General features: G+C 68.9%; 21 protein-coding genes. 10 read left to right on the forward strand and 11 right to left on the reverse strand.

Annotated elements, in window-relative coordinates; genetic code table 11:
- Window positions 1-21: 21 nt before the first annotated feature.
- Window positions 22-1,191 (reverse strand): ArsA family ATPase, encoded by a 1,170-nt coding sequence (locus V6K52_RS02975; RefSeq protein WP_353952418.1) that lies wholly within the window; start codon window positions 1,189-1,191, stop codon window positions 22-24.
- Entirely contained in the window at window positions 1,191-2,222 is a 1,032-nt protein-coding gene (locus V6K52_RS02980; protein WP_353952419.1) for an ArsA-related P-loop ATPase, read from the reverse strand. Before V6K52_RS02980 ends, V6K52_RS02975 begins: the two co-directional genes overlap by 1 nt.
- 38 nt (window positions 2,223-2,260) lie before the next feature.
- Between V6K52_RS02980 and V6K52_RS02985 the strand changes: the two genes are divergently transcribed.
- The 5 genes from V6K52_RS02985 (at window position 2,261) to V6K52_RS03005 (ending at window position 5,604) form a co-directional block, all read left to right on the forward strand.
- Window positions 2,261-2,419 (forward strand): DUF4177 domain-containing protein, encoded by a 159-nt coding sequence (locus tag V6K52_RS02985; protein WP_353952420.1) that lies wholly within the window; start codon window positions 2,261-2,263, stop codon window positions 2,417-2,419.
- A gap of 2 nt (window positions 2,420-2,421) precedes the next feature.
- Window positions 2,422-2,895, forward strand: coding sequence for a RidA family protein (locus V6K52_RS02990; RefSeq protein WP_353952421.1), 474 nt, complete (start codon window positions 2,422-2,424; stop codon window positions 2,893-2,895).
- A 27-nt stretch (window positions 2,896-2,922) separates the two neighbouring features.
- Window positions 2,923-3,621 carry an NUDIX hydrolase gene (locus V6K52_RS02995; RefSeq protein WP_353952422.1) on the forward strand — a complete coding sequence of 233 codons (699 nt, stop codon included), beginning with the start codon at window positions 2,923-2,925 and terminating at the stop codon, window positions 3,619-3,621.
- 160 nt (window positions 3,622-3,781) lie between these two features.
- The gene (locus tag V6K52_RS03000; protein WP_353952423.1) at window positions 3,782-4,681 is read left to right on the forward strand and encodes a DUF559 domain-containing protein; all 900 of its coding nucleotides are present in this window, start codon (window positions 3,782-3,784) and stop codon (window positions 4,679-4,681) included.
- A 128-nt stretch (window positions 4,682-4,809) separates the two neighbouring features.
- On the forward strand, window positions 4,810-5,604 hold the full coding sequence (locus tag V6K52_RS03005) for an MBL fold metallo-hydrolase (RefSeq protein WP_353952424.1): 795 nt from the start codon (window positions 4,810-4,812) through the stop codon (window positions 5,602-5,604).
- Window positions 5,605-5,607: 3 nt separating this feature from the next.
- Here V6K52_RS03005 and V6K52_RS03010 read toward each other — a convergent pair whose 3' ends face one another.
- The gene (locus tag V6K52_RS03010; protein ID WP_353952425.1) at window positions 5,608-6,285 is read right to left on the reverse strand and encodes a Crp/Fnr family transcriptional regulator; all 678 of its coding nucleotides are present in this window, start codon (window positions 6,283-6,285) and stop codon (window positions 5,608-5,610) included.
- 85 nt (window positions 6,286-6,370) lie between these two features.
- On the opposite strand from V6K52_RS03010, the gene nth reads away from it, so the two are divergent.
- Together nth and V6K52_RS03020 are read left to right on the forward strand one after the other, a co-directional pair.
- The gene (gene nth / locus V6K52_RS03015; RefSeq protein ID WP_353952426.1) at window positions 6,371-7,168 is read left to right on the forward strand and encodes an endonuclease III; all 798 of its coding nucleotides are present in this window, start codon (window positions 6,371-6,373) and stop codon (window positions 7,166-7,168) included.
- Window positions 7,165-7,830 (forward strand): CoA pyrophosphatase, encoded by a 666-nt coding sequence (locus V6K52_RS03020; protein ID WP_353952427.1) that lies wholly within the window; start codon window positions 7,165-7,167, stop codon window positions 7,828-7,830. The genes nth and V6K52_RS03020 overlap by 4 nt, the downstream gene beginning before the upstream one ends.
- Before the next feature lie 85 nt (window positions 7,831-7,915).
- On the opposite strand, the gene V6K52_RS03025 is transcribed toward V6K52_RS03020, so the two are convergent.
- From V6K52_RS03025 to V6K52_RS03035, 3 genes are all read right to left on the reverse strand, one after another.
- A complete protein-coding gene (locus V6K52_RS03025) occupies window positions 7,916-8,302 on the reverse strand; it encodes a phage holin family protein (protein WP_353952428.1) in 387 nt (128 codons plus the stop codon).
- 49 nt (window positions 8,303-8,351) lie between these two features.
- Window positions 8,352-9,707 carry a Na+/H+ antiporter NhaA gene (gene nhaA, locus V6K52_RS03030; RefSeq protein WP_353952429.1) on the reverse strand — a complete coding sequence of 452 codons (1,356 nt, stop codon included), beginning with the start codon at window positions 9,705-9,707 and terminating at the stop codon, window positions 8,352-8,354.
- Window positions 9,708-9,865: 158 nt separating this feature from the next.
- A complete protein-coding gene (locus tag V6K52_RS03035) occupies window positions 9,866-10,843 on the reverse strand; it encodes a serine hydrolase domain-containing protein (RefSeq protein ID WP_353952430.1) in 978 nt (325 codons plus the stop codon).
- A 153-nt stretch (window positions 10,844-10,996) separates the two neighbouring features.
- Between V6K52_RS03035 and V6K52_RS03040 the strand changes: the two genes are divergently transcribed.
- Window positions 10,997-11,809: a glycerophosphodiester phosphodiesterase family protein gene (locus V6K52_RS03040; protein ID WP_353952431.1), complete on the forward strand. Its 813-nt coding sequence runs from the start codon at window positions 10,997-10,999 to the stop codon at window positions 11,807-11,809.
- Here V6K52_RS03040 and V6K52_RS03045 read toward each other — a convergent pair.
- Window positions 11,775-12,950 carry an MFS transporter gene (locus V6K52_RS03045; protein WP_353953704.1) on the reverse strand — a complete coding sequence of 392 codons (1,176 nt, stop codon included), beginning with the start codon at window positions 12,948-12,950 and terminating at the stop codon, window positions 11,775-11,777. The genes V6K52_RS03040 and V6K52_RS03045 overlap by 35 nt on opposite strands.
- A 142-nt stretch (window positions 12,951-13,092) precedes the next feature.
- Here V6K52_RS03045 and V6K52_RS03050 point away from each other — a divergent pair, with 142 nt between their 5' ends.
- Complete coding sequence (locus tag V6K52_RS03050) at window positions 13,093-13,539, forward strand: MarR family transcriptional regulator (RefSeq protein ID WP_353952432.1); 447 nt, start codon at window positions 13,093-13,095, stop codon at window positions 13,537-13,539.
- Window positions 13,540-13,627: 88 nt separating this feature from the next.
- Here the strand turns inward: V6K52_RS03050 and acs are convergent, their stop codons facing one another.
- From acs to V6K52_RS03065, 3 genes are all read right to left on the reverse strand, one after another.
- A complete protein-coding gene (gene acs, locus V6K52_RS03055) occupies window positions 13,628-15,592 on the reverse strand; it encodes an acetate--CoA ligase (RefSeq protein ID WP_353952433.1) in 1,965 nt (654 codons plus the stop codon).
- Between the two features lie 178 nt (window positions 15,593-15,770).
- Window positions 15,771-16,514, reverse strand: coding sequence for an ABC transporter permease (locus V6K52_RS03060; protein WP_353952434.1), 744 nt, complete (start codon window positions 16,512-16,514; stop codon window positions 15,771-15,773).
- Window positions 16,511-17,470, reverse strand: coding sequence for an ABC transporter ATP-binding protein (locus V6K52_RS03065; RefSeq protein ID WP_353952435.1), 960 nt, complete (start codon window positions 17,468-17,470; stop codon window positions 16,511-16,513). The genes V6K52_RS03060 and V6K52_RS03065 overlap by 4 nt, the downstream gene beginning before the upstream one ends.
- A gap of 194 nt (window positions 17,471-17,664) precedes the next feature.
- Here V6K52_RS03065 and V6K52_RS03070 point away from each other — a divergent pair, with 194 nt between their 5' ends.
- Window positions 17,665-18,558: a phenylalanine 4-monooxygenase gene (locus tag V6K52_RS03070; RefSeq protein WP_353952436.1), complete on the forward strand. Its 894-nt coding sequence runs from the start codon at window positions 17,665-17,667 to the stop codon at window positions 18,556-18,558.
- Window positions 18,559-18,666: 108 nt separating this feature from the next.
- Here V6K52_RS03070 and V6K52_RS03075 read toward each other — a convergent pair whose 3' ends face one another.
- A complete protein-coding gene (locus V6K52_RS03075; RefSeq protein WP_353952437.1) occupies window positions 18,667-19,203 on the reverse strand; it encodes a hypothetical protein in 537 nt (178 codons plus the stop codon).
- Window positions 19,204-19,226: the final 23 nt, after the last annotated feature.

The raw sequence follows: 19,226 nt of genomic DNA on the forward strand, positions 1-19,226 counted from the left end.
CGATCCCTGGTTCTGTTCGGGTCAGCCGGCGAGCAGCCGGCCCACCTCACGCAGTCCGTCGAGGTCATGGACGTCCGTCGCCGACGCGGCCACCGTCGACAGCTTCACGTCGGGGTGCGAGGCCGCGAATCGGCCGACGATGGCGTTCTGTCGGGCCGACGTCGACGCCAGGTCCGCATGGAGCTGCAGCAGTCCGGCCGTGAGCGTGTCCTCCGCGCCGTCCTCGAAGAGCTGGTCGGCTCCGTCCTCCGCGCGAGACGCCGACAACGCGGCCGCCCCGAGCGACTGGAGACGGTTCACGACAACTCCGGCGAGCGGCATACTCTCCTCGCCCAACCGGGCCACGAAGAAAGCGGCCTCTCGCAACGCATCTCGGTCCGGTGAGGCCACGACGACGAACGCCGTCGTGTGCTCCTTGAGCAACGCGTAGGTGACGTCGGCGCGTTCACGGAAGCCGCCGAACATCGTGTCGAGGGCGGCGACGAACGTCTGCACGTCCATGAGCAGTTGGCCGCCGAGCACGCGGCTGATGGTGCGCTGGGCGAGGTCGACGCCGACGCTGAACACCTTGAGATAGGCGCGCCCACCCGCCTTGGCCGGGGCCATGAGCAGCCGCACGAACCGACCGTCGAGGAAGGAGCCGAGCCGTTTGGGGGCGTCCAGGAAGTCGAGTGCGGAGCGCGACGGAGGGGTGTCGACGATGATGAGGTCCCACGTGCCATCACGCTCGGCCTGCGCGCGCAGCTGGCCGAGTTTCTCCATCGCCATGTATTCCTGTGTGCCCGCGAACGAGCTGGATACGGCCTGGTAGAAGGGGTTCTCGAGGATCTGGGCGGCCTTGTCGGGTGTGGAGTGGGCCTCGACGACCTCGTCGAAGGTCCGCTTCATGTCGAGCATCATCGCGTCGAGCGAGCCGCCGCTCGAGAGGTCCACGCCGGCGACCGGCCGGGGGGTGTTGTCGAGCTCGGTCAGGCCCAGAGCCTGGGCGAGGCGGCGCGCCGGGTCGATGGTGAGGACGACGACCTTGCGTCCGGATTCGGCCGCGCGGATGCCGAGGGCGGCGGCCGTGGTCGTCTTGCCGACTCCACCGGCGCCGCAGCACACGATGATGCCCACGCCACGGTCGGCGAGCAGTGCGTCGACGTCGAGGTGGGGGTGGTCAGGTGTCTTGGGACTGGTGCGTGCTGCCATCACTTCATCCCCTGCTCGAGGAGCTCGTCGGCCAGGACCGCGATGCCGCCGTCCTCGACGCCGCCAACGAGTGCCGGCAACTCGATGACTGGTGGTCCGGCATCGGCGATCTCGCGGGCCATGTCGTCCTGGAGCTGCAGGCGCAGGGCGTGGTCGCGGCCCTCTGTGATGAGACCGCGGACCATCGGGTTGGTCGGTCGCAGGCCGGCGCTCGTGAGCTCGGTGCGCAGCAGCTCCTCGAGGTCTGAGTCGTCCACGTCAGTGTCGTTGCTGCGCAGGGCTGTGAGATGAGCGGCCGTGAGGTGTGGCTCGCGGATCTGGTTGACGATGATCGCCCCCAGGTGAAGGCCGGCCCCGGCGAGGTCGCGCAGCCCGTCGAGGCTCTCCTGCACGGGCATCTCCTCGAGCAGGGTCACCATGTGCACGAGGGTCCGCTTGTCGCGCAGCATGCCCGTGATCGAATCGGCCTGCGAGCGGATCGGCCCGACCTTGGCGACGTCGGCGAGTCCGGCGTTGACGTTGAGGAAGCGCACGGCCCGCCCGGTCGGTGGCGCGTCGAGGACGAGGGCGTCGTAGTGCAGGCCCTTCTGCTTCGACCCGCGACCCCCCTTGGGGCGACCAGCCGCCTCATAGATCTTGCCGGTCAGCAGGACGTCACGCACCCCCGGCGCGATGGTCGTGGCGAAGTCGATGGCGCCGATCTTCTCGAGGGCCGATCCGGCCCGGCCGAGCTTGTAGAAGAGCTGGAGGTACTCGAGCAGCGCAGCCTTGGCGTCGATCGCCAGCCCCCACAGCTCGCCGCCGCTGGGGTGAGTGACGAGCTTGACCTCGCCGGTGCCGAGCGGGGGGACGTCAAACGTCTGCGACAGCCCTTGCCGACCCTCGACCTCGACGATCAGGACGCGCTTGCCGGTGCTCGCCAGGGCGAGGGCCAGAGCCGCAGCCACGGTGGTCTTGCCGACCCCTCCCTTGCCCGTGACGACGTGCAGCCGGGCTGCCGTGAGCTCGGCGGGGAGGGTGGGTGAGGGCACGGAGCCAGCGTACGTGGGGCGGCGCTAGGGTGGGCCGCATGCAGACTTGGGAGTACGCAACGGTGCCGCTGATGATCCACGCGACCAAGCAGATCCTCGACCAGTGGGGCGAGGACGGCTGGGAGCTCGTGCAGGTTGTGGCAGGCCCGGACGGCAACGGTCTCGTGGCCTACTTCAAGCGCCCCAAGGGAGCCTGACGATGAGTGCCGTCGAGGACCGTCTCGCCGAGCTCGGGCTGGTTGTGCCGGACGTCGCGCCGCCCGTCGCGGTCTATGTCCCGGCCGTGCAGGACGGCTCGCGCGTCTTCACGTCCGGCCAGCTGCCCATGATCTCGGGCAAGCTCGCCGACACGGGCAAAGTGGGCGAGGGCGACGGGTTCGTCTCTGCTGAGCGGGCCAAGGAGCTGGCGCAGATCTGTGCCCTCAACGCCATCGCTGCCGTGAAGTCCATCGTCGGTGACCTCGACAAGGTCGAGCGCGTGGTCAAGGTCGTCGGCTTCGTCGCGTCCGACCCCGCCTTCACCGGTCAGCCCGGCGTCATCAACGGTGCCAGCGAGTTGCTGGGCCACGCCTTCGGCGACAGGGGCGTCCACGCCCGCTCCGCAGTCGGCGTCACGGTGCTGCCCCTCGACGCTCCCGTTGAGGTCGAGGTCATCTTCCACGTCGGCGACTGACGCTACGAGACGTCAAAGACTTTCGGTATGCCGCTGCGCGAGTTCCCTGCCCCGCGCTCGTCCGCATGGGTCGAGAACGCGCGCGCCTGGCTCGCGTCGCCGGGTGAGCCCTTGGTTCCCCGGGGTGCGGCCACGGTGCTCGTGGTGCGCGACACCCCGCTGGGGCCGGTCGTGTTCGTCCAGCGACGGGTGCCGACGATGGAGTTCGCTCCGTCGATGTATGTCTTCCCCGGTGGCGGTGTCGACGCCGCCGATGCCGAGGCGGAGGTGGATGCCGGGGCCGTCGAGGCCTTGGCCGCACGCATGCAGCTCTCTGCTGCGGAGGCAAAACCGTTGGTGGCAGCCGCGATCCGTGAGGTCGAGGAGGAGTGCGGGCTGCAACTGCGGCTCGCCGACCTCGTGCCGCGCGCCCACTGGATCACCCCGGCCTTCGAGAAGCGGCGCTACGACACCTGGTTCTTCGCGGCTCCGATGCCCGAGGGTCAGAGCGCCCTCGGCGCTTCGACTGAGACCGACCACGACGCCTGGGTGCTCCCGCGAAGTCTCCTCACGGCATACGCCGAAGGCAGGGCCGTGATGCTGCCACCCACCGTGGTGATGCTGGAGCAGCTGGCCACCTTCGAGTCAGTGGCCGCGTTCTTGTCCGACAGCCCGGCGCTCACCGCGGTCTCGCCCGACCTCGTGGACCTCGGCGACCGCCTCGTCGTGCGCTCCGACATCCCCTGACCCCAGCGGGCGGGCCAATGGACATGCAATGCTCTGCGGTTCTGGGGGACGCCGTGCTCAGGGGACTCGCCTTGGCCTCCAAAAGCTGGATCACTGCATGTCCATTGCCCCTGTGGACAACTCGGCGGGCGTCAGCTCGAGGTTGTGCAGGCTGGTGGTCATGTCCGTCGCGCTCACGCTCACCCGCTTGGGTGGATGCGCGCGCGCCAAGGAGCTGCGACGCAGACACTCGGGCAGAGCCCTTGCCAAGGCGCTGCGCAACGGCGAGGTCATCAAGGTGGGGCGAGGTCGCTACGCCCTCCCCGCCACCGCCGAGCATCGCCGCATCGCCCACGCACGCACGGGGGTCCTGTCCCACCTGAGTGCAGCACAGGAGCACGGCTGGAAGGTCAAGAACGTGCCCGAGAGGCCGCAGGTGGCGTTCCCCCGAACGCGTCGCCTCCGGCCTGGCCAGCGAGAGGGCATCGACCCGCACTGGGCCGACCTCGCCGAGACAGAGCTGGCGGCCGGGGTCACCGCGCCCCGGCGCACCGTCCTTGACTGTGCCCGAACCCTCCCGTTCGACGAGGCCCTGGCAGTCGCCGACTCAGCCCTCCGCTCCGGCAAGATCGATGCGGCTGAGCTCCGAGCGGGAGCCGCTGGACTACAGGGCAAGGGCGCCGGGGCCGCGCGGCGGGTTGCTGAGCACTCAGACGGTCGTGCTGCCAATCCGCTGGAGTCGGTGTTGCGCGCCTTGTGCATCGAAGAAGAGCTGCTCCTCACCCCTCAACTCCAGGTCGCGGACCCGGGCCTGTTTGCTGTCGTCGATCTGGGGAGCGAGGAGTTGCGTCTCATCATCGAGGCCGAGGGTTACGAGACCCATGGCACTCGCAAGGGGCTACGGCGCGACTGCCAGCGGCACTCACTCTTCGCGATCTGGGGCTGGGTGTCGCTGCAGTTCTCCTACGAGGACGTGATGTTCGAGCAGGAGTGGACGCGCTGGGTGCTCAGCTCGTGGGTCGTCACGCACGGGGGTGGGACGCCGGCCTCGCCACCGAACAGATTCCGTGCGGCAGCCTGAGCCAATGGACATGCAGTGCCTCTCGCGGGACCTCGCCGTCGTGGGGCGGCCCCCCGAGGATCTGGGCTCGACTGGACCACTGCATGTCCGTTGGCTCGCCGATGTGGCGAGGGTGGGAGGGTGGGGGCATGAGTGAGACGGCGTGGACGGGTGGGCAGATCACGGCGCGTGCGCACTGCGTCCTCGCGCCCAATCCCGGGCCAATGACGCTGGATGGCACCAACACGTGGGTGCTCCTCGAGCCGGGCTCGACCGAAGCCATCGTCATCGATCCCGGTCCGCTCGACGAACAGCACTTGCAGCGCGTATGCCGTGTGGTCGCCGATGCCGGCGCCCGCGTCACCCACACGATCCTCACCCACGGCCACGCCGACCACGCCGAGGCAGCCCCCCGCTTCGCCGAGCTCACGGGCAGCCGGGTCCGAGCCGTCGGACGCGGACACGACGACCTCGCCGACGGTGACGTCATCCGCGCGGGCTCCCTCGAGATCCGCGTCGTCGCCACCCCGGGTCACACGAGCGACTCGGTGTCCTTCGCGCTCGCGGCCGACCACACCCTGCTCACCGGCGACACCATCCTGGGGAGGGGCACCACAGTGGTGGCGCACCCGGACGGCGAGCTCACGGCATACCTCGCGTCGTTGAAACGCCTCGCAGACCTGACCGGCAACGGAGAGGTGACCAGCATCCTCCCCGGCCACGGACCCGTGGTCCCCGATGCGGCAGCGATGGTCGCGTTCTATCGCACCCACCGTCAGGAGCGGCTCGAGCAGGTGCGGCAGGCGCTCACCGACGGTGCGTCACGCGAAGCGGACCCGGTCGAGGGCGTGCTGACGCGGGTCTATGCGGATGTGCCACGTGAGGTCTGGCCGGCGGCGCGGATGAGCATCAGAGCCCAGCTGGACTACCTCGCGATCAGGTGAGGGTCAGCGAGCGCGGCGCTGCAGCCGCTCCATGTCCTGGACGAGCACGGCGCGCGCCTCGAGCTTGAGCCAACCGCGGGTCGCGAAGTCGGCGAGCGCCTTATTGACCGTCTCGCGGGAGGCGCCGACGAGCTGCGCGAGCTCCTCCTGGGTGAGGTCGTGGCTCACCATGACGCCACCGTCGACCGGACGACCGAAGCGCTCGGCAAGGTCGATGAGGGCCTTGGCGACGCGACCGGGGACATCGGTGAAGACGAGGTCGGCCAGGGACTCGTTGGTGCGACGGAGGCGGCGTGCCAGTGCAGCGAGCAGCGTGGCGGCGACACCGGGGCGCTCCGCGAGGAAGGTCTTGAGCTGCTCGTTGGTGAGGCCGACGATCTGGGTCTCGGCCACAGCAGTTGCGGTCGCCGTGCGGGCACCGGGATCGAACAGGCTCAGCTCACCGAACATCTCACCCGGGCCGAGGATGGCGAGGAGGTTCTCGCGACCGTCGGGGGAGGAGCGGCCGAGCTTGATCTTGCCCTCGCCGATGACATAGAGACGGTCACCGGAGTCGCCCTCGCGGAAGAGGATGTCACCGCGCTCCATGTGCTGAGGCGTCATGGACGCGATGAGGCTGTCAGCGGTCTCGTCATCGAGAGCCGCGAAGAGCGGGGCTTTGCGCACGACGTCGTGATTCACGGCGCCAGTGTGCCACGAGCGGTGGGTGCGCCGTGGCCTCTGGCGAGGTCCGGCCCCCGTCAGAGGCTCGCCGTAGTGTGAGGGCGTGCCTGCCTCCACCGCTTCGCCTGCCGCCGTGTATGCCGCTGAATCACCTGTCGCGCGGACGCGTCGGGCCCGCAAGATCTATCGGGCGTTGGTCGACCGCTATCCCTATGCCCATGCCGAGCTCGACTTCGAGACGCCCTTGCAGCTGCTCCTCGCGACGGTGCTGTCGGCCCAGACGACGGACATTACCGTCAACAAGGTGACGCCTGAGTTGTTCTCGCGCTGGCCCACTGCGGAGGCGCTCGCAGCTGCTGACCGTGACGAGATGGAGGCAGTGCTCAAGCCGACGGGCTTCTTCCGGGCCAAGACCAACTCGGTCATCACATTGAGCCAGGCCCTGGTCGACCGGTTCGGCGGCGAGGTCCCACCGCGGCTCAAGGACCTCGTGACCCTGCCTGGCGTGGGGCGCAAGACGGCCAATGTCGTGCTCGGCAACGCGTTCGGGGTCCCGGGCATCACTGTGGACACTCACTTCGGTCGACTGGTGCGACGTTTCGGCTGGACGGAGGAGACGGACCCGGTCAAGGTCGAGCACGCGATCGGCGCCCTGTTCCCGCGCAAGGACTGGGTCATGCTCAGCCACGTCCTCATTTTCCACGGGCGGCGCACCTGTCACGCGCGTCGGCCTGCGTGTGGGGCCTGCCCCGTGTCGCAGTGGTGCCCGTCCTACGGCGAGGGCGAGACCGATCCGGTGACGGCCCTCAAGCTGCTCAAGTACGAACTGGCCCCGGGCGCCGAGCTGCCCGACCCGCCGCCCGGACCGCTCCCGGGGGAGACGCGGGAGACTCTGGCGTGAGCGCACCACGGCCGGAGTGGATGGCGCGGGTGCTCGACGCCGTCGGAGAGGAGTTGCCCGAGGCGTTCTCCACCTTTGCACCGCCGGTGGATCCCGACCGACGGTCGGCGGTGCTCATGCTCTTTGCCCCATCAGCTGACGGCGGCTCCGACGTCGTGCTCACGGCCCGGTCGCGTGACCTGCGCGCCCACCCGGGGCAGGTGTCGTTCCCCGGAGGTCGGGTCGACCCGACTGATGCGGGGCCGGTCGAGGCTGCGTTGCGAGAGACCGAGGAGGAGGTCGGGGTCGATCCCGCGAGTGTCGACGTCGTGGGAGAGATGCCTGCGCTGTTCCTCACCCCAAGTGGCAACGCCGTGACACCCGTGCTCGGCTGGTGGCCGACACCTGGTGAGGTGCGGGTCGTGGATCCGGCTGAGGTGGAGCGGGTTGAGCGCGTGCCCCTGGCTGACCTGCTCGACCCGGGGCGACGGTTCACCGTGTCGCACCCATCGGGCTACAGCGGGCCGGGGTTCGAGGCGGGCGGTCTGTTCGTGTGGGGCTTCACGGCGCTTCTGCTCGGTGCGGTGTTCGACCTCGCCGGGTTGAGTGAGCCGTGGGACAAGAAGGTCACGCGGCCCATCCCCGAGCACGTGCTGTCCGATTGGGCCCGCAGCCGCAACTGAGCACAGACCGACTTATTGCCCGTTCGGCCAGTTCGTCGCTGAGCTCCTCACTGGCCGAACGGGCAACAAGTCGAACAGGGGTGGGTCAGGACTTCAGGGTGGCGACGGTCTGCTTGGCCTCAGCGATGGCGCGCGACGGAGCGGGCTTGGCCTTGTCGAGGGCCTTCTTGCCGAGCAGCCCGAGGACGCCGGCCACCAGGAAGAGGATCAGCGTCACGATGCCGTAGCTCGCCGAGATGGGCAGCCAGATGTCGAGGACCCGCGCGAGGGTGTGGAACAGGAAGATCAGCCCGAGCAGGCCCACAAAGGCGGCCCCGCCCAGAAGCCCGACGCCCTTGCCCATGACCTTGGCGCCGGCGGCCACCTCGACCTTGGCCAGCGCAATCTCGCTGCGGACGATGCCCTGCACGTCGTGGGTGGCGTCGGCAACGAGCTGGCCGATGGTCCGCTCGGGTTGGTTCTCGGTTGTCATGCTGCTCACCTTCGCAGGTCAAGAGGGGTGCGTGCGACTTCCCCTGACCTTACCGAGTGGTATCGGGCCGGTGTGAGCCGTCCATGCCGGGCCCCTCCTCAAAGGCATCTGGCACCCCGTCCGCGTCATGGTCGACCTGGTCCTCGAGGTGGATGCGCCGATAGACGGCATTGCGCCGACGCAGGACGATCGAGGCAAGGACGGCTGCGACGACGGAACCGACGATGATCGCGAGCTTTGCGCTCTCGTCGCGTTCGGAGCCGGCACCAAAGGCGAGCTCACCCACGAGCAGGGACACGGTGAAACCGATGCCGGTGAGCAGTGAGAGGCCGACGACGTCGCTCCAGGAGAGGTCATCGTCGAGTTCGGCACGGGTGAACCTCGCCATGACAAAGGTGCTGCCCAAGACCCCGACGAGCTTGCCGAGGACCAGCGCGACGACGATGCCGATCGCGACCGGGTCGCGCAGGGCCTCACCCAACCCGCCGCCGATGACGGTCACCCCCGAGGCGAAGAACGCAAAGACTGGTACGGCGAAACCTGCCGAGAGGGGGCGCAGCCGGTGCTCGAACCGGTGGGCGACATCTGCCTCGGCCGGCAGAGTCGAGATGGTCGGGACGCTGGCGCGTGGCTTGACCGGCACGACGAGGCCGAGCAGCACCCCGGCCACCGTGGCGTGGATCCCCGACGCGTGGACGAGGGTCCAGGTCGCGAACGCCAGCGGCACGAGAAGCCACACCACGACGATGCGCCGCTGCACGAGGAACGCGAACACGCCAAGCGGCACCACCGCGAGGAGGAGGGGCAGCACGTCGAGACCCTCGGTGTAGAAGATGGCGATGATCGTGATGGCGATGAGGTCGTCGACGACCGCGAGGGTCAGGAGGAAGGAGCGCAGACCCGAGGGGAGGTGCGACCCGATGACGGCGAGCACGGCCAGCGCGAACGCGATGTCGGTGGCGGTGGGAATCGCCCACCCCCGCAGGGCGGCTGAGTCACCCCCTGCAGCAAGGACCGTCACGGCGAAGAAGATGGCAGGCACCGCCACTCCGGCGGCAGCCGCGATCACGGGAACTGCTGCCTTGGCCGGGGTGCGCAGGTCGCCGACGAGGAACTCGCGCTTGAGTTCCAGCCCTGCCACGAAGAAGAAGATCGCGAGCAACCCGTCCGCGGCCCAGTGTCCGAGGGACAGGTCCAGCTGCCACGGCGCGTAGCCAAAATGCGTCTCACGCAGGGCGGCATACCCATCGCGCCACGGCGAGTTGGCCCAGACGAGGGCGGCGACGGCGGCCACGAGAAGGATCGCGCCGCCGACGGTCTCGGTGCGCAGCGCCTTGGTGACGAGCTGCGCCTCGGCCCACGTCGGTCGCCGGAAGAGCCGGTCCGGTGGCTTCTGGGTGGTCATGTGGCCCTTTCGGGGTCGGCGACAATGTTGCCGACCAGACTTCCCGGCGCACCACTCGTCATCCTACCGGCGACGCTCCCGAGGCGACGACGTGCGGGTATGCCGTCGGGCTGGCTCAGCGTGACGGCGTTTCACCCACTGTCGCGGCCCAAACGGCGTCACCCTGCGTCGCGGCCCAATGACGCGAGGAGGTCGAAGCCCAGGCGGTCGACGGAGCGGCTGGTCGCTCCGAGCACGACGGCACCGACGCCCCGCTCCCGGTCGACGCCCAACCATGAGCGGAACCCGCCGGTCCCCCCGTTGTGCCAGGTGATCGCGTGCGTGCCCTTCTGGAGGGTGATCCAGCCCGCGCCGATGCGCAGTCCGCGTCGGACCTGCGTCGATGGCTCCAGTGCTCGCAGGCCGGGCGCGGCCCCGGTGCGCAGGGCCTCGGTGAAGGTCGCCATCGACTCGATGGACGCGCGGATGCCACCGGCGGGCGCGAGTGCCTCGCCGGTCCACGCTTCCTGCTCCTTCCCGAACCGGTTGACCCCGAGGAGCGACTCGGCACCGAGTTCGGTGACAACGGTGACGACGCGGAACGAGCCGAGACGCAACGGTTCGGCGACCCGGAGCCGCACGAGGTCGGCATACGAGTGTCCGGAGGCCGCTGCCACGCAGTGGCCGAGCAGCTGGAAACCGAGGTTGGAGTAGGCGAACTTCGCCTTGCCCGGCGTGAGGCCTCGCACCTGGTCGCACAGCTCGGCCAGACTCTCGCCGTAGGGGTTGGTGCCGTGCCTCCAGAGCCGGACCGTGCGCTTCACCGGATGCGCCGCCGGTGGCAGGCTCGGCAGCCCGGAGGTGTGGGTGCTCAGCGACGCGAGGCTGACCCGCCCAACGGCCGTCCCTCCCAAGGGCAAGAAGTCGGCGACGGTGGCGTCCGCGGTGACCTCGCCCCGATCGACGGCGTCGCAGAAGAGCAGTCCTGTCACGCCCTTGCTGATCGACCCGATCTCGTAGTCGGCGGTGAGCGGTGCCCCATGGCTGGCGACGGCAACACCATCGGGCGTGAGCGTGGCCATGGCTCCGATGCGACCGGTCGTGGCCCAGGTCGCAGCCAGTCGCTCCGCGAGGGCGGCATCTCCGAAGGTCTCCATGGTGGCCACGCTAGGTCGCGCCCGGCGCGTTTCGGATCCGCCGCGAGGGGGAGCGGCACGGACGGCCCGCTCCGCCGAACTGTGCGTGAACAGTCGGCGGTATGCCGTGTGCGCGTCACCCGTGGTCCATCTCGCCTTGCGACCATGGTGGTCATGGCGTACCCCTCGCAGGTTGGCCCCCTCGCCATCGCCCATCGCGGTGGTGCGGGACTCGCGCCCGAGAACACGTTGGCGGCCTTCGGGCGGTCGACGGCTCTCGGGATCCGCTATCTCGAGACCGATGTCCGACTCACGAGCGACGGTCAGCTCGCCTGCTTCCACGACGAGACGCTCGACCGGGTGACCAGCGCCCGAGGACCCGTGCGTCACTACTCGATGGCGCAGCTGCGACTGATCGGTGTCGGCGGCGAACCCATCGTCACGCTGTCCGAGGCGCTTGAGGCCTTCCCGCACTCACGGTTCACGGTGGACCTCAAGGAGTCCGACGCGATCGAGCCGATGGCGAGGGTCCTCGCCAGCCGCGCAGCTGGCGAACGCGTGTGTGTCGCGGGAGCCTGGGACGGCTGGCTCAGCCGCCTGCGCGAGCTCGCACCTCACGCCCACACCGCGCTCGGCTGGCGTTCGCTCACGACTCTCATCTCCTGCGCCCGCGCCGGAGTGAGTGCGCCGCGCTGGGTGCGGACGGCCGAGTTCGCTCACGTGCCGGTGTCGCTGGGGCGGGTGCCGGTCTTCGTCGACCGGCTCGTCGACAAGGCGCACGCTCACGGCATACGCGTCATCGTCTGGACCGTCGACGAGCCGGCCCTCATGGACCGGCTCCTCGACGCGGGTGTCGACGGGATCATCACTGACCGCCCAGATCTGCTGCGGGAGAACTACATTCGTCGCGGGATCTGGGAGCCGATGCCGACCTTCCCAGCGGTCCCGACGCTCACGACCGAACCCGTTCCGCGACGAGCAGGGTGACGAGCGCGGCCGCAGCCATCGCCGCACCGGCCCAGATCGTCGACACATAGCCGAGTCCGACCGCGATCGTCACTCCGCCGAGCCAGGCGCCGAGGGCGTTGCCAACGTTGAACGCAGCGATGTTGGCTCCGCTGGCGAGCGTCGGTGCGGACCCGGCATACGTCATGATCCGCAGCTGCAGCGCCGGCACGGTCGCGAACCCAAAGGCGCCCATGAGGACGAGCGAGATCATCGTGCCGACCTGTGATTCGGCGGTGAGTGCGAAGCCGATCATGACGACCGTGAGGATGGCGAGCACGGTGATGAGGGTGCGTGGCACGGACCGGTTTGCGGCGCGGCCACCGAGGATGTTGCCGACGGTGGTGCCGACACCAAAGAGGACGAGCAGCCACGGCACGGCGCCGCTCGAGAAGCCGGAGACCTCGGTGAGGGTGAACGCGATGTAGGTGAACGCGCCAAACATGCCGCCGAACCCGAGGACGGTCACCAGGAGTGAAAACCACACCTGCCGGTTCGCAAAGGCAGACAACTCATGGCGTATGCCGGTGGGCTGGCTTGCGCCGCCAACTCCGCCGTTGTCGGTTGCGCGGTCGTTGACCGAGGCCGGGACGAGGGTGGCGATGGCGACAAGGGCGAGCACGCCGATGACGGTGATCGCCCAGAACGTCGAGCGCCAGCCGTAGGCCTGGCCCAGGAGGGTGCCGAGCGGGACGCCGAGAACGTTGGCGGTCGTGAGCCCGGCGAACATGAGGGCGATGGCGCTCGCCGCGCGCTCCCTGGTGACGAGACTCGCGGCGACGACGGCGCCGATGCCGAAGAACGCTCCGTGACAGAGGGCGGCGACGACGCGGCCGATCATCATGACGGTGTAGGTCGTGCCGACGGCGGAGAGCAGGTTGCCGATGATGAACAGCACCATGAGCCCGAGGAGAACCTGTTTGCGGGGGAGGCGCGCCGCGGCGAGGGTGAGACCGACACCGCCGACGGCGACGCTGAGGGCGTAGCCCGAGATCAGCCAGCCGGCCGCCGTCTCGGTGACGTCGAAGTCGCGGGCCACCTCGGGGAGCAGGCCGGCGATGACGAACTCGGTGAGGCCGATGCCGAAACCGCCGACGGCGAGCGCAAGCAGACCGAGCGGCATACGCCGCTGTGTGGTGGTGTCTTCGGGCAGTGCGAGCGTGGACGCCACTGCGGTTCCTTCCCAAACGAGATATAGCGCGTGTGCAACTACCGAGGCGACGTTAGTTGCACACGCGGGATATTGCAAGCGCTACTATTGCGGTATGGGTATCTCTGACGACGCCGTGCAGATCCGGTCCCAGGGCTGGCGCCGACTCGCTGCCCTGCACCAGCTGATCGAGTCCGAGCTCGAACGCGCGCTGCAGGACAAGCACGAGCTCTCGGTCATCGAGTTCAGCGCCCTCGACTCGCTCTCACGCCAGGACGGCTGGCACATGCGCATGTCCCAGTTGGCCCGGGCCGCAGCGCTGTCGCCGAGTGCGTCGACGCGTCTGGTGAACCGGCTCGAGGACCGCGGGCTGCTGACGCGCATCCTCTGCGACGACGACCGGCGGGGGATCTACACGGAGCTGACGGCGCCCGGCCGCGCCCTGCTCAAGAAGGCTCGCCCGACGCACGACCGCGCGCTCGCTGCTGCGGTGGCGGACGCCGAGGCGACACCGGAACTCACCGACCTCGTCGCCGCTCTCCCCGAACTCACAGGCCGCTGAAACAGACCGACTCATTGCGCAAAACGTCGCAACGGGAGAAGGCCTCGGCCCACAATCGCTGCGACGTTTTGCGCAATAAGTCGGTTCCTCAGTCGGAGGAGTCCTTCGACAGGCCCTGCTGGATGAGATTCATGACCGACGAATCGGCCAGAGTCGTGACGTCGCCGACCTCGCGGTTCTCGGCGACGTCCTTGAGCAGGCGCCGCATGATCTTGCCCGAGCGGGTCTTGGGCAGCTCGGGGACGACCATGATCGAGCGCGGCTTGGCGATCGGCCCGATCTCCTTGGCGACGTGGTTGCGCAGCTCCTGCACCGTCTCCTCGCCCTTGTCTTCGGCGCCACCTCGCAGGATCACGAAGGCCACGACAGCCTGACCGGTCATCTCGTCCGTCGCCCCGACGACCGCGGCCTCGGCCACGGACGGGTGCGACACCAGCGCCGACTCGATCTCGGCGGTGGAGAGCCGGTGGCCCGACACGTTCATCACGTCATCGACGCGACCGAGGAGCCAGATGTTGCCCTTGGCGTCGTACTTCGCACCGTCACCGGCGAAGTAGTACTTCTCGCCGAAGCGGCTCCAGTAGGTCTCCTTGTAGCGCTCTGGGTCGCCCCAGATGCCGCGCAGCATCGACGGCCACGGCTTGGTCAGCACGAGGTAGCCGACCTTCTCGGCCTCGGTGAACGGCTTGCCGTCGTCGTCGAGGATCTCGGCGCTGATGCCGGGGATGGGCCGCTGCGCCGAGCCGGGCTGGAGCGTGGTCACGCCTGGGAGCGGGCTGATCATGATGGCGCCGGTCTCGGTCTGCCACCACGTGTCGACGATCGGGGCCTTCTCGCCACCGATGTTCTTGCGATACCAGAGCCACGCCTCGGGGTTGATCGGCTCACCGACCGAGCCGAGGACGCGCACCGACGACAGGTCGAACTTCGCGGGGATGTCGTCGCCCCACTTCATGAACGTGCGGATCGCAGTCGGCGCGGTGTAGAGGATCGACACCTTGTACTTCTCGATGAGCTCCCACCAACGCCCCTGGTGCGGGGTGTCCGGAGTGCCTTCATAGAGCACCTGCGTCGCGCCGTTGGCGAGCGGCCCGTAGACGATGTAGGAGTGGCCGGTCACCCAGCCGATGTCTGCGGTGCACCAATAGACGTCCGACTCCGGGTGCAGGTCGTGGACAACAGCATTGGTGTATGCCGTCTGGGTCAGGTAGCCGCCCGTGGTGTGGAGGATGCCCTTGGGCTTCCCCGTGGTGCCGGAGGTGTAGAGGATGAAGAGCGGGTGCTCGGAGTCCATCGGCTCGGCCGTGTGCTCGGGGCTCTGCTGGTCGACGAGGTCGTGCCACCAGACGTCACGCTCGTCGGTCCACTCGACCTCGGACTCGGTGCGCTTGACGACGAGGACCTTCTCGACGGGGGTGTCTCCACCGGCGAGCGCCTCGTCGACGGCCGCCTTGAGCGGAGCGGCCTTGCCGCGACGCCACTGACCGTCGGCCGTGACGACGATCTTGGCCTCGGCGTCGTTGATGCGCGTGCGCAGGGCCTCTGCCGAGAAGCCACCGAAGATCACCGAGTGCGGGGCGCCGAGGCGCGCACACGCGAGCATCGTGGCGATGGCCTCGGGGATCATCGGGAGATAGATGACGACGCGGTCGCCGGTCTTGACGCCGAGCTCGATGAGAGCGTTCGCTGCGCGGGACACGTCAGCCAGCAGGTCGGCATACGTGATCGTTCTGGTGTCGCCACCGGCGCCCTCGAAGTGGATGGCGACGCGGTCGCCGTTGCCGGCCTCGACGTGACGGTCGACGCAGTTGTAGGCGACGTTGAGCTCGCCACCGACGAACCACTTCGCGAAGGGAGCGCCGCTCCAGTCGAGGGTTTGGTCGAAGTCCTTGCTCCACGTGACGCGCTCGCGGGCCTGACGCGCCCAGAAGGCCTCGTAGTCGGCCTCGGCCTCGGCATAGAGCGCCTCGGTGCCGATGGCCTGCGCGGCGATCTCGTCATTGGGGGAGAGGTCAAGCTCGGCCAGGTGGCTGGAGAGGTTCTCGTCGGTCACTTCGGGCTCCTCGTCATTGGGGAAAGGCGTGATGCACACACACGGCTTGGTGCTCAGCCAACCGTGTTCGGGCGCGCGCATCAACCGTGGGGCCGCTTCTCGTCGCCGGGAGGCAGGTGACCTGCGACGGACGGTGCGACGAGCGGCATACCCCCAAGGGCGGCGTATGCCGTCCGGCTCACTCCCAGCGGAAGGACCGGATCGCGAATCCCCAGAGAGCGACGAGCCAGGCGCTGACCACGGCGAGGTGCTGCCACGACGGCGACAGGCCGTTGGCCGCCTGTTGCAGGGCGAGGGCGGCGGCGCCGAGCGGCGTCCAGGACACGACGTCGCCGAGGAGACCGGGCATGGCCTGGACGGGCATCCACACACCGGCGGTGAACATGAGCGGGAAGATCAGGATCGTGCCCAGGGTGGTGGCGAGTTTGGCGGTGCTCGCGACGCCCGCGATGAGGGCGCCGATGCCGAGACAGACGGCGAGGATGAGGAAGAGCACGAGGAGATAGGCCGCCACGTTGCCCGGGAGCGGGACGGAGTGGACGACCCAGGCAAGCACGAGGGCGAGGGCGCCACCGAGGACGGCCGCCCCGCCGTGGAGGGCGAACTGCGCGAGCAGCACGTTGCTGGGACGGACGGGGGTGGTCGCGATCCGGCGCAGGATGCGCTGCTCCCGGTAGGTCGCCAGCACGACGGGCATCGCCGAGACGGTGGCGAAGAGGATCGCCAGCAGGAGAGCGATGGGGACATACAGCGCGATCACCCGGACGCCGCCGAGGTCTTCTACGGGGGCCTGCATCGCGGGGATGAGACCAAGGAGACCGATGAGCAGACTCGGGAACCCGAGGATCCAGAAGAGGGCGGCCGGCTCGCGCAGGAAGAGCTTCAGTTCGATGCGGATGAGGGCTGAGGTGGGCGAGCTCATGAGGGGACCTCGGTGGCGTGCTCGGGCCCGCGTTCGTGCCCGTGCCCGCGCCCGCGGTCAGGTTCGGTCAGGTCAAGGAACGCGTCATCGAGTGTGGCGTCGACGACCCGGAGTCGTCCCGGCTGGACTTCATGGGTGGCGAGCCAGCCGAGGACGTCCAGGACCGCGGTGTCGTCAAGGCTGAGCTCGACGCGGCCGCCCTCGCGCCGGCGCGCCGTGGCCACTCCTGTCAGGGATCCGAGCGCCGTGAGGTCGAGTCCGTCGGGGGCAGCGAAACTCATCACCGTCGGAGCGGCCGTTTGACCGATGAGCCCGTCGGGGGTGTCGAGCGCCGTGATCCTGCCGCGATCGATCAGCGCGACGCGGTCACAGAGGTGGCGGGCCTCATCCATGAAGTGCGTGACGAGGACGATCGTGATGCCGTGGTCCCGGGCGTCCTCGATGACATTCCAGATGGTGCGCCGAGATCTCGGGTCGAGACCGGTGGTCAGCTCGTCAAGGAGGGCGATGCGCGGTCGTCCGATGAGCGCAAGGGCGATGGCGAGGCGTTGCTGCTGACCGCCGGAGAGCTTCCCGTAGCGGGCGTCGAGCTTGTCGCCGAGGCCGAGTCGGGTGGCCAGGGCGATCCCGTTGAGGGGGTTGCGATAGAACGATGAGTACAGCCAGAGGGCCTCGCGGACGGTGAGCTTCTGCTGGAGGCCGGCCTGCTGGAGCTGGACGCCCAGCAGCGGTGTGATGCCGGTGCGGTCCCGCGCGGGGTCGCGTCCGGCGACGCGCACCGATCCCGAGTCGGGTGTGCGGAGGCCGGCGATGCACTCGACCGTCGTCGTCTTGCCCGAACCATTGGGTCCCAGGATGCCGAGGATCTCGCCCTCGGCCACGTCGAGGTCGATGCCGTCGACCGCAAAGACCTTGCCGTAGCTCTTGCGCAGACCACGTACCTCGATCGTGCTCATGGGTCAGCAGCATGCCGCATGCCCTGAGTCCACGGACGGCATACGCCGCCGTTGGGCTCTTGGACAAAGTGCGGGGTATGCCGGCCCTCCAGCTGGTCGGAACGTGCACTCTGTGCCCAGTGTGTTCGGCAACGGTGTCGCTTTGCGCGGCTGAATGGTTCCCTGAGGTCAAGACGACCACAAGGAGGTGGGCCATGTTTGACGAAGGCCAGCTGTATTCGCCCGTGACCCAGCACGAGGACGGGACCGTCGAGGTCCACTTGAGCGACAACCACCCCGGGCGCAACGACCCTGCCTACATGGAGCGACGCGGTGAGATCGCCGGCGCCGCACTGTCATGGACCCGGGGGGAGCCGATCCCGGAGATCGCCTACACCGAGGCCGAGCACGAGATCTGGCGGACCGTCAGCCACGAGCTCGCTCCGAAGCACGAGAAGTACGCGCACAGTGAGTACCTCACGGCCAAGCGTGCGCTGCGTCTGCCGACCGAGCACGTGCCGCAACTGCACGAGGTGAGTGAGCGGCTCGAGCCGCTCACGGGTTGGTCCTACATCGCGGCCCCCGGACTCGTGGCGTTGCGCGACTTCTATGCCGACCTCGGGTCCAGGACCTTCAACTCGACCCAGTATCTGCGCCACGGCAGCCAGCCGCTCTATACGCCCGAGCCGGACATCATCCACGAGGTCATCGGACACGGAAACCAGCTCGCCTCACCGCGATTCGCGCGCATCACTGAGGCCGCGGGCCAGGCGTCGCTGCGGCTCGAGACGGACGACGCGATGAAGTTCGTCGCCGACGTGTTCTGGTTCTCGATGGAGTTCGGCCTCATGCGTGAGCACGGCGAGGTCAAGGCCTACGGCGCCGGCATCCTGTCCAGTTATGGCGAGATGGACGAGTACGGGCACATGGAGCACCGGGCGTTGGATTTGGTCGACATGGGCACGCTGAACTACGACATCACGGCCTATCAGCCGGTGCTGTTCTGCGCCGAGGGCCTCGACCAGCTTGAGGACGTCGTGGGGACGTTCTTCGAGACCGTCGACGACGACCTCGCGGCCAAGCTGCGCGCCGAGGCCGCCACCCGCTGACGCGACAACGCCCTGCCGCATGATCGGGCGACCCGATAGAGGGCCGCTCCACCCGAACTGGCAACCAGGGTGGAGCGGCCCTTTGTCGGGTTTGGCGGGGGAAGAACGTCACCACTGGTGGGCGACGTCGATGACGAGACGACTGGTGCCGGTCGCGGTGTCGTTGTAGTTGAGAACCCGGAACGGCAGCTGCGCCCGCACCCCGAGAGCGACCGTGGACTGACCCTCGAACGAGCCGGCCCACTTGACCTGGCGGAACGTCGTGAAGCCCGTGACGTTCGGCATGGCTGGCGGGGTGGTGTAGCGCGCGGCCCGAGTGATGACCTGCAGCGCGGCTCCACCGGCGACGGGGACCGGGTTGCCCGAGCCGTCCTGGGTGACCACCGTGACGTAGCGGACGTTGTAGCCGGTGGCCTTGCCCTTCTGGTCGATGACGAGCCGGTCGAAACAGGCGTGCCGCCCGGCGCGCAGACCCGCGACGGTCGTGGCGTTCATGGTGGCTGAGGACTTCGCGAGCGAGCCCCAGGTGAGGCCGCAATAGGGAGCGGCAGATGCGGTGGTCGCGCCGATGGCGGCGGGTGCAGTGGCTGCGGCGAGGCCCAGGGCGAGAGCGGCTGCGCTGCGGCGAACGGTCTTGCGGTTCATGGTGTCCTCCTGGTTGGTGTGCC

The organism is Knoellia sp. S7-12 (genome assembly GCF_040518285.1).
In the GTDB taxonomy this organism is placed as follows: Bacteria; Actinomycetota; Actinomycetes; order Actinomycetales; family Dermatophilaceae; genus Knoellia.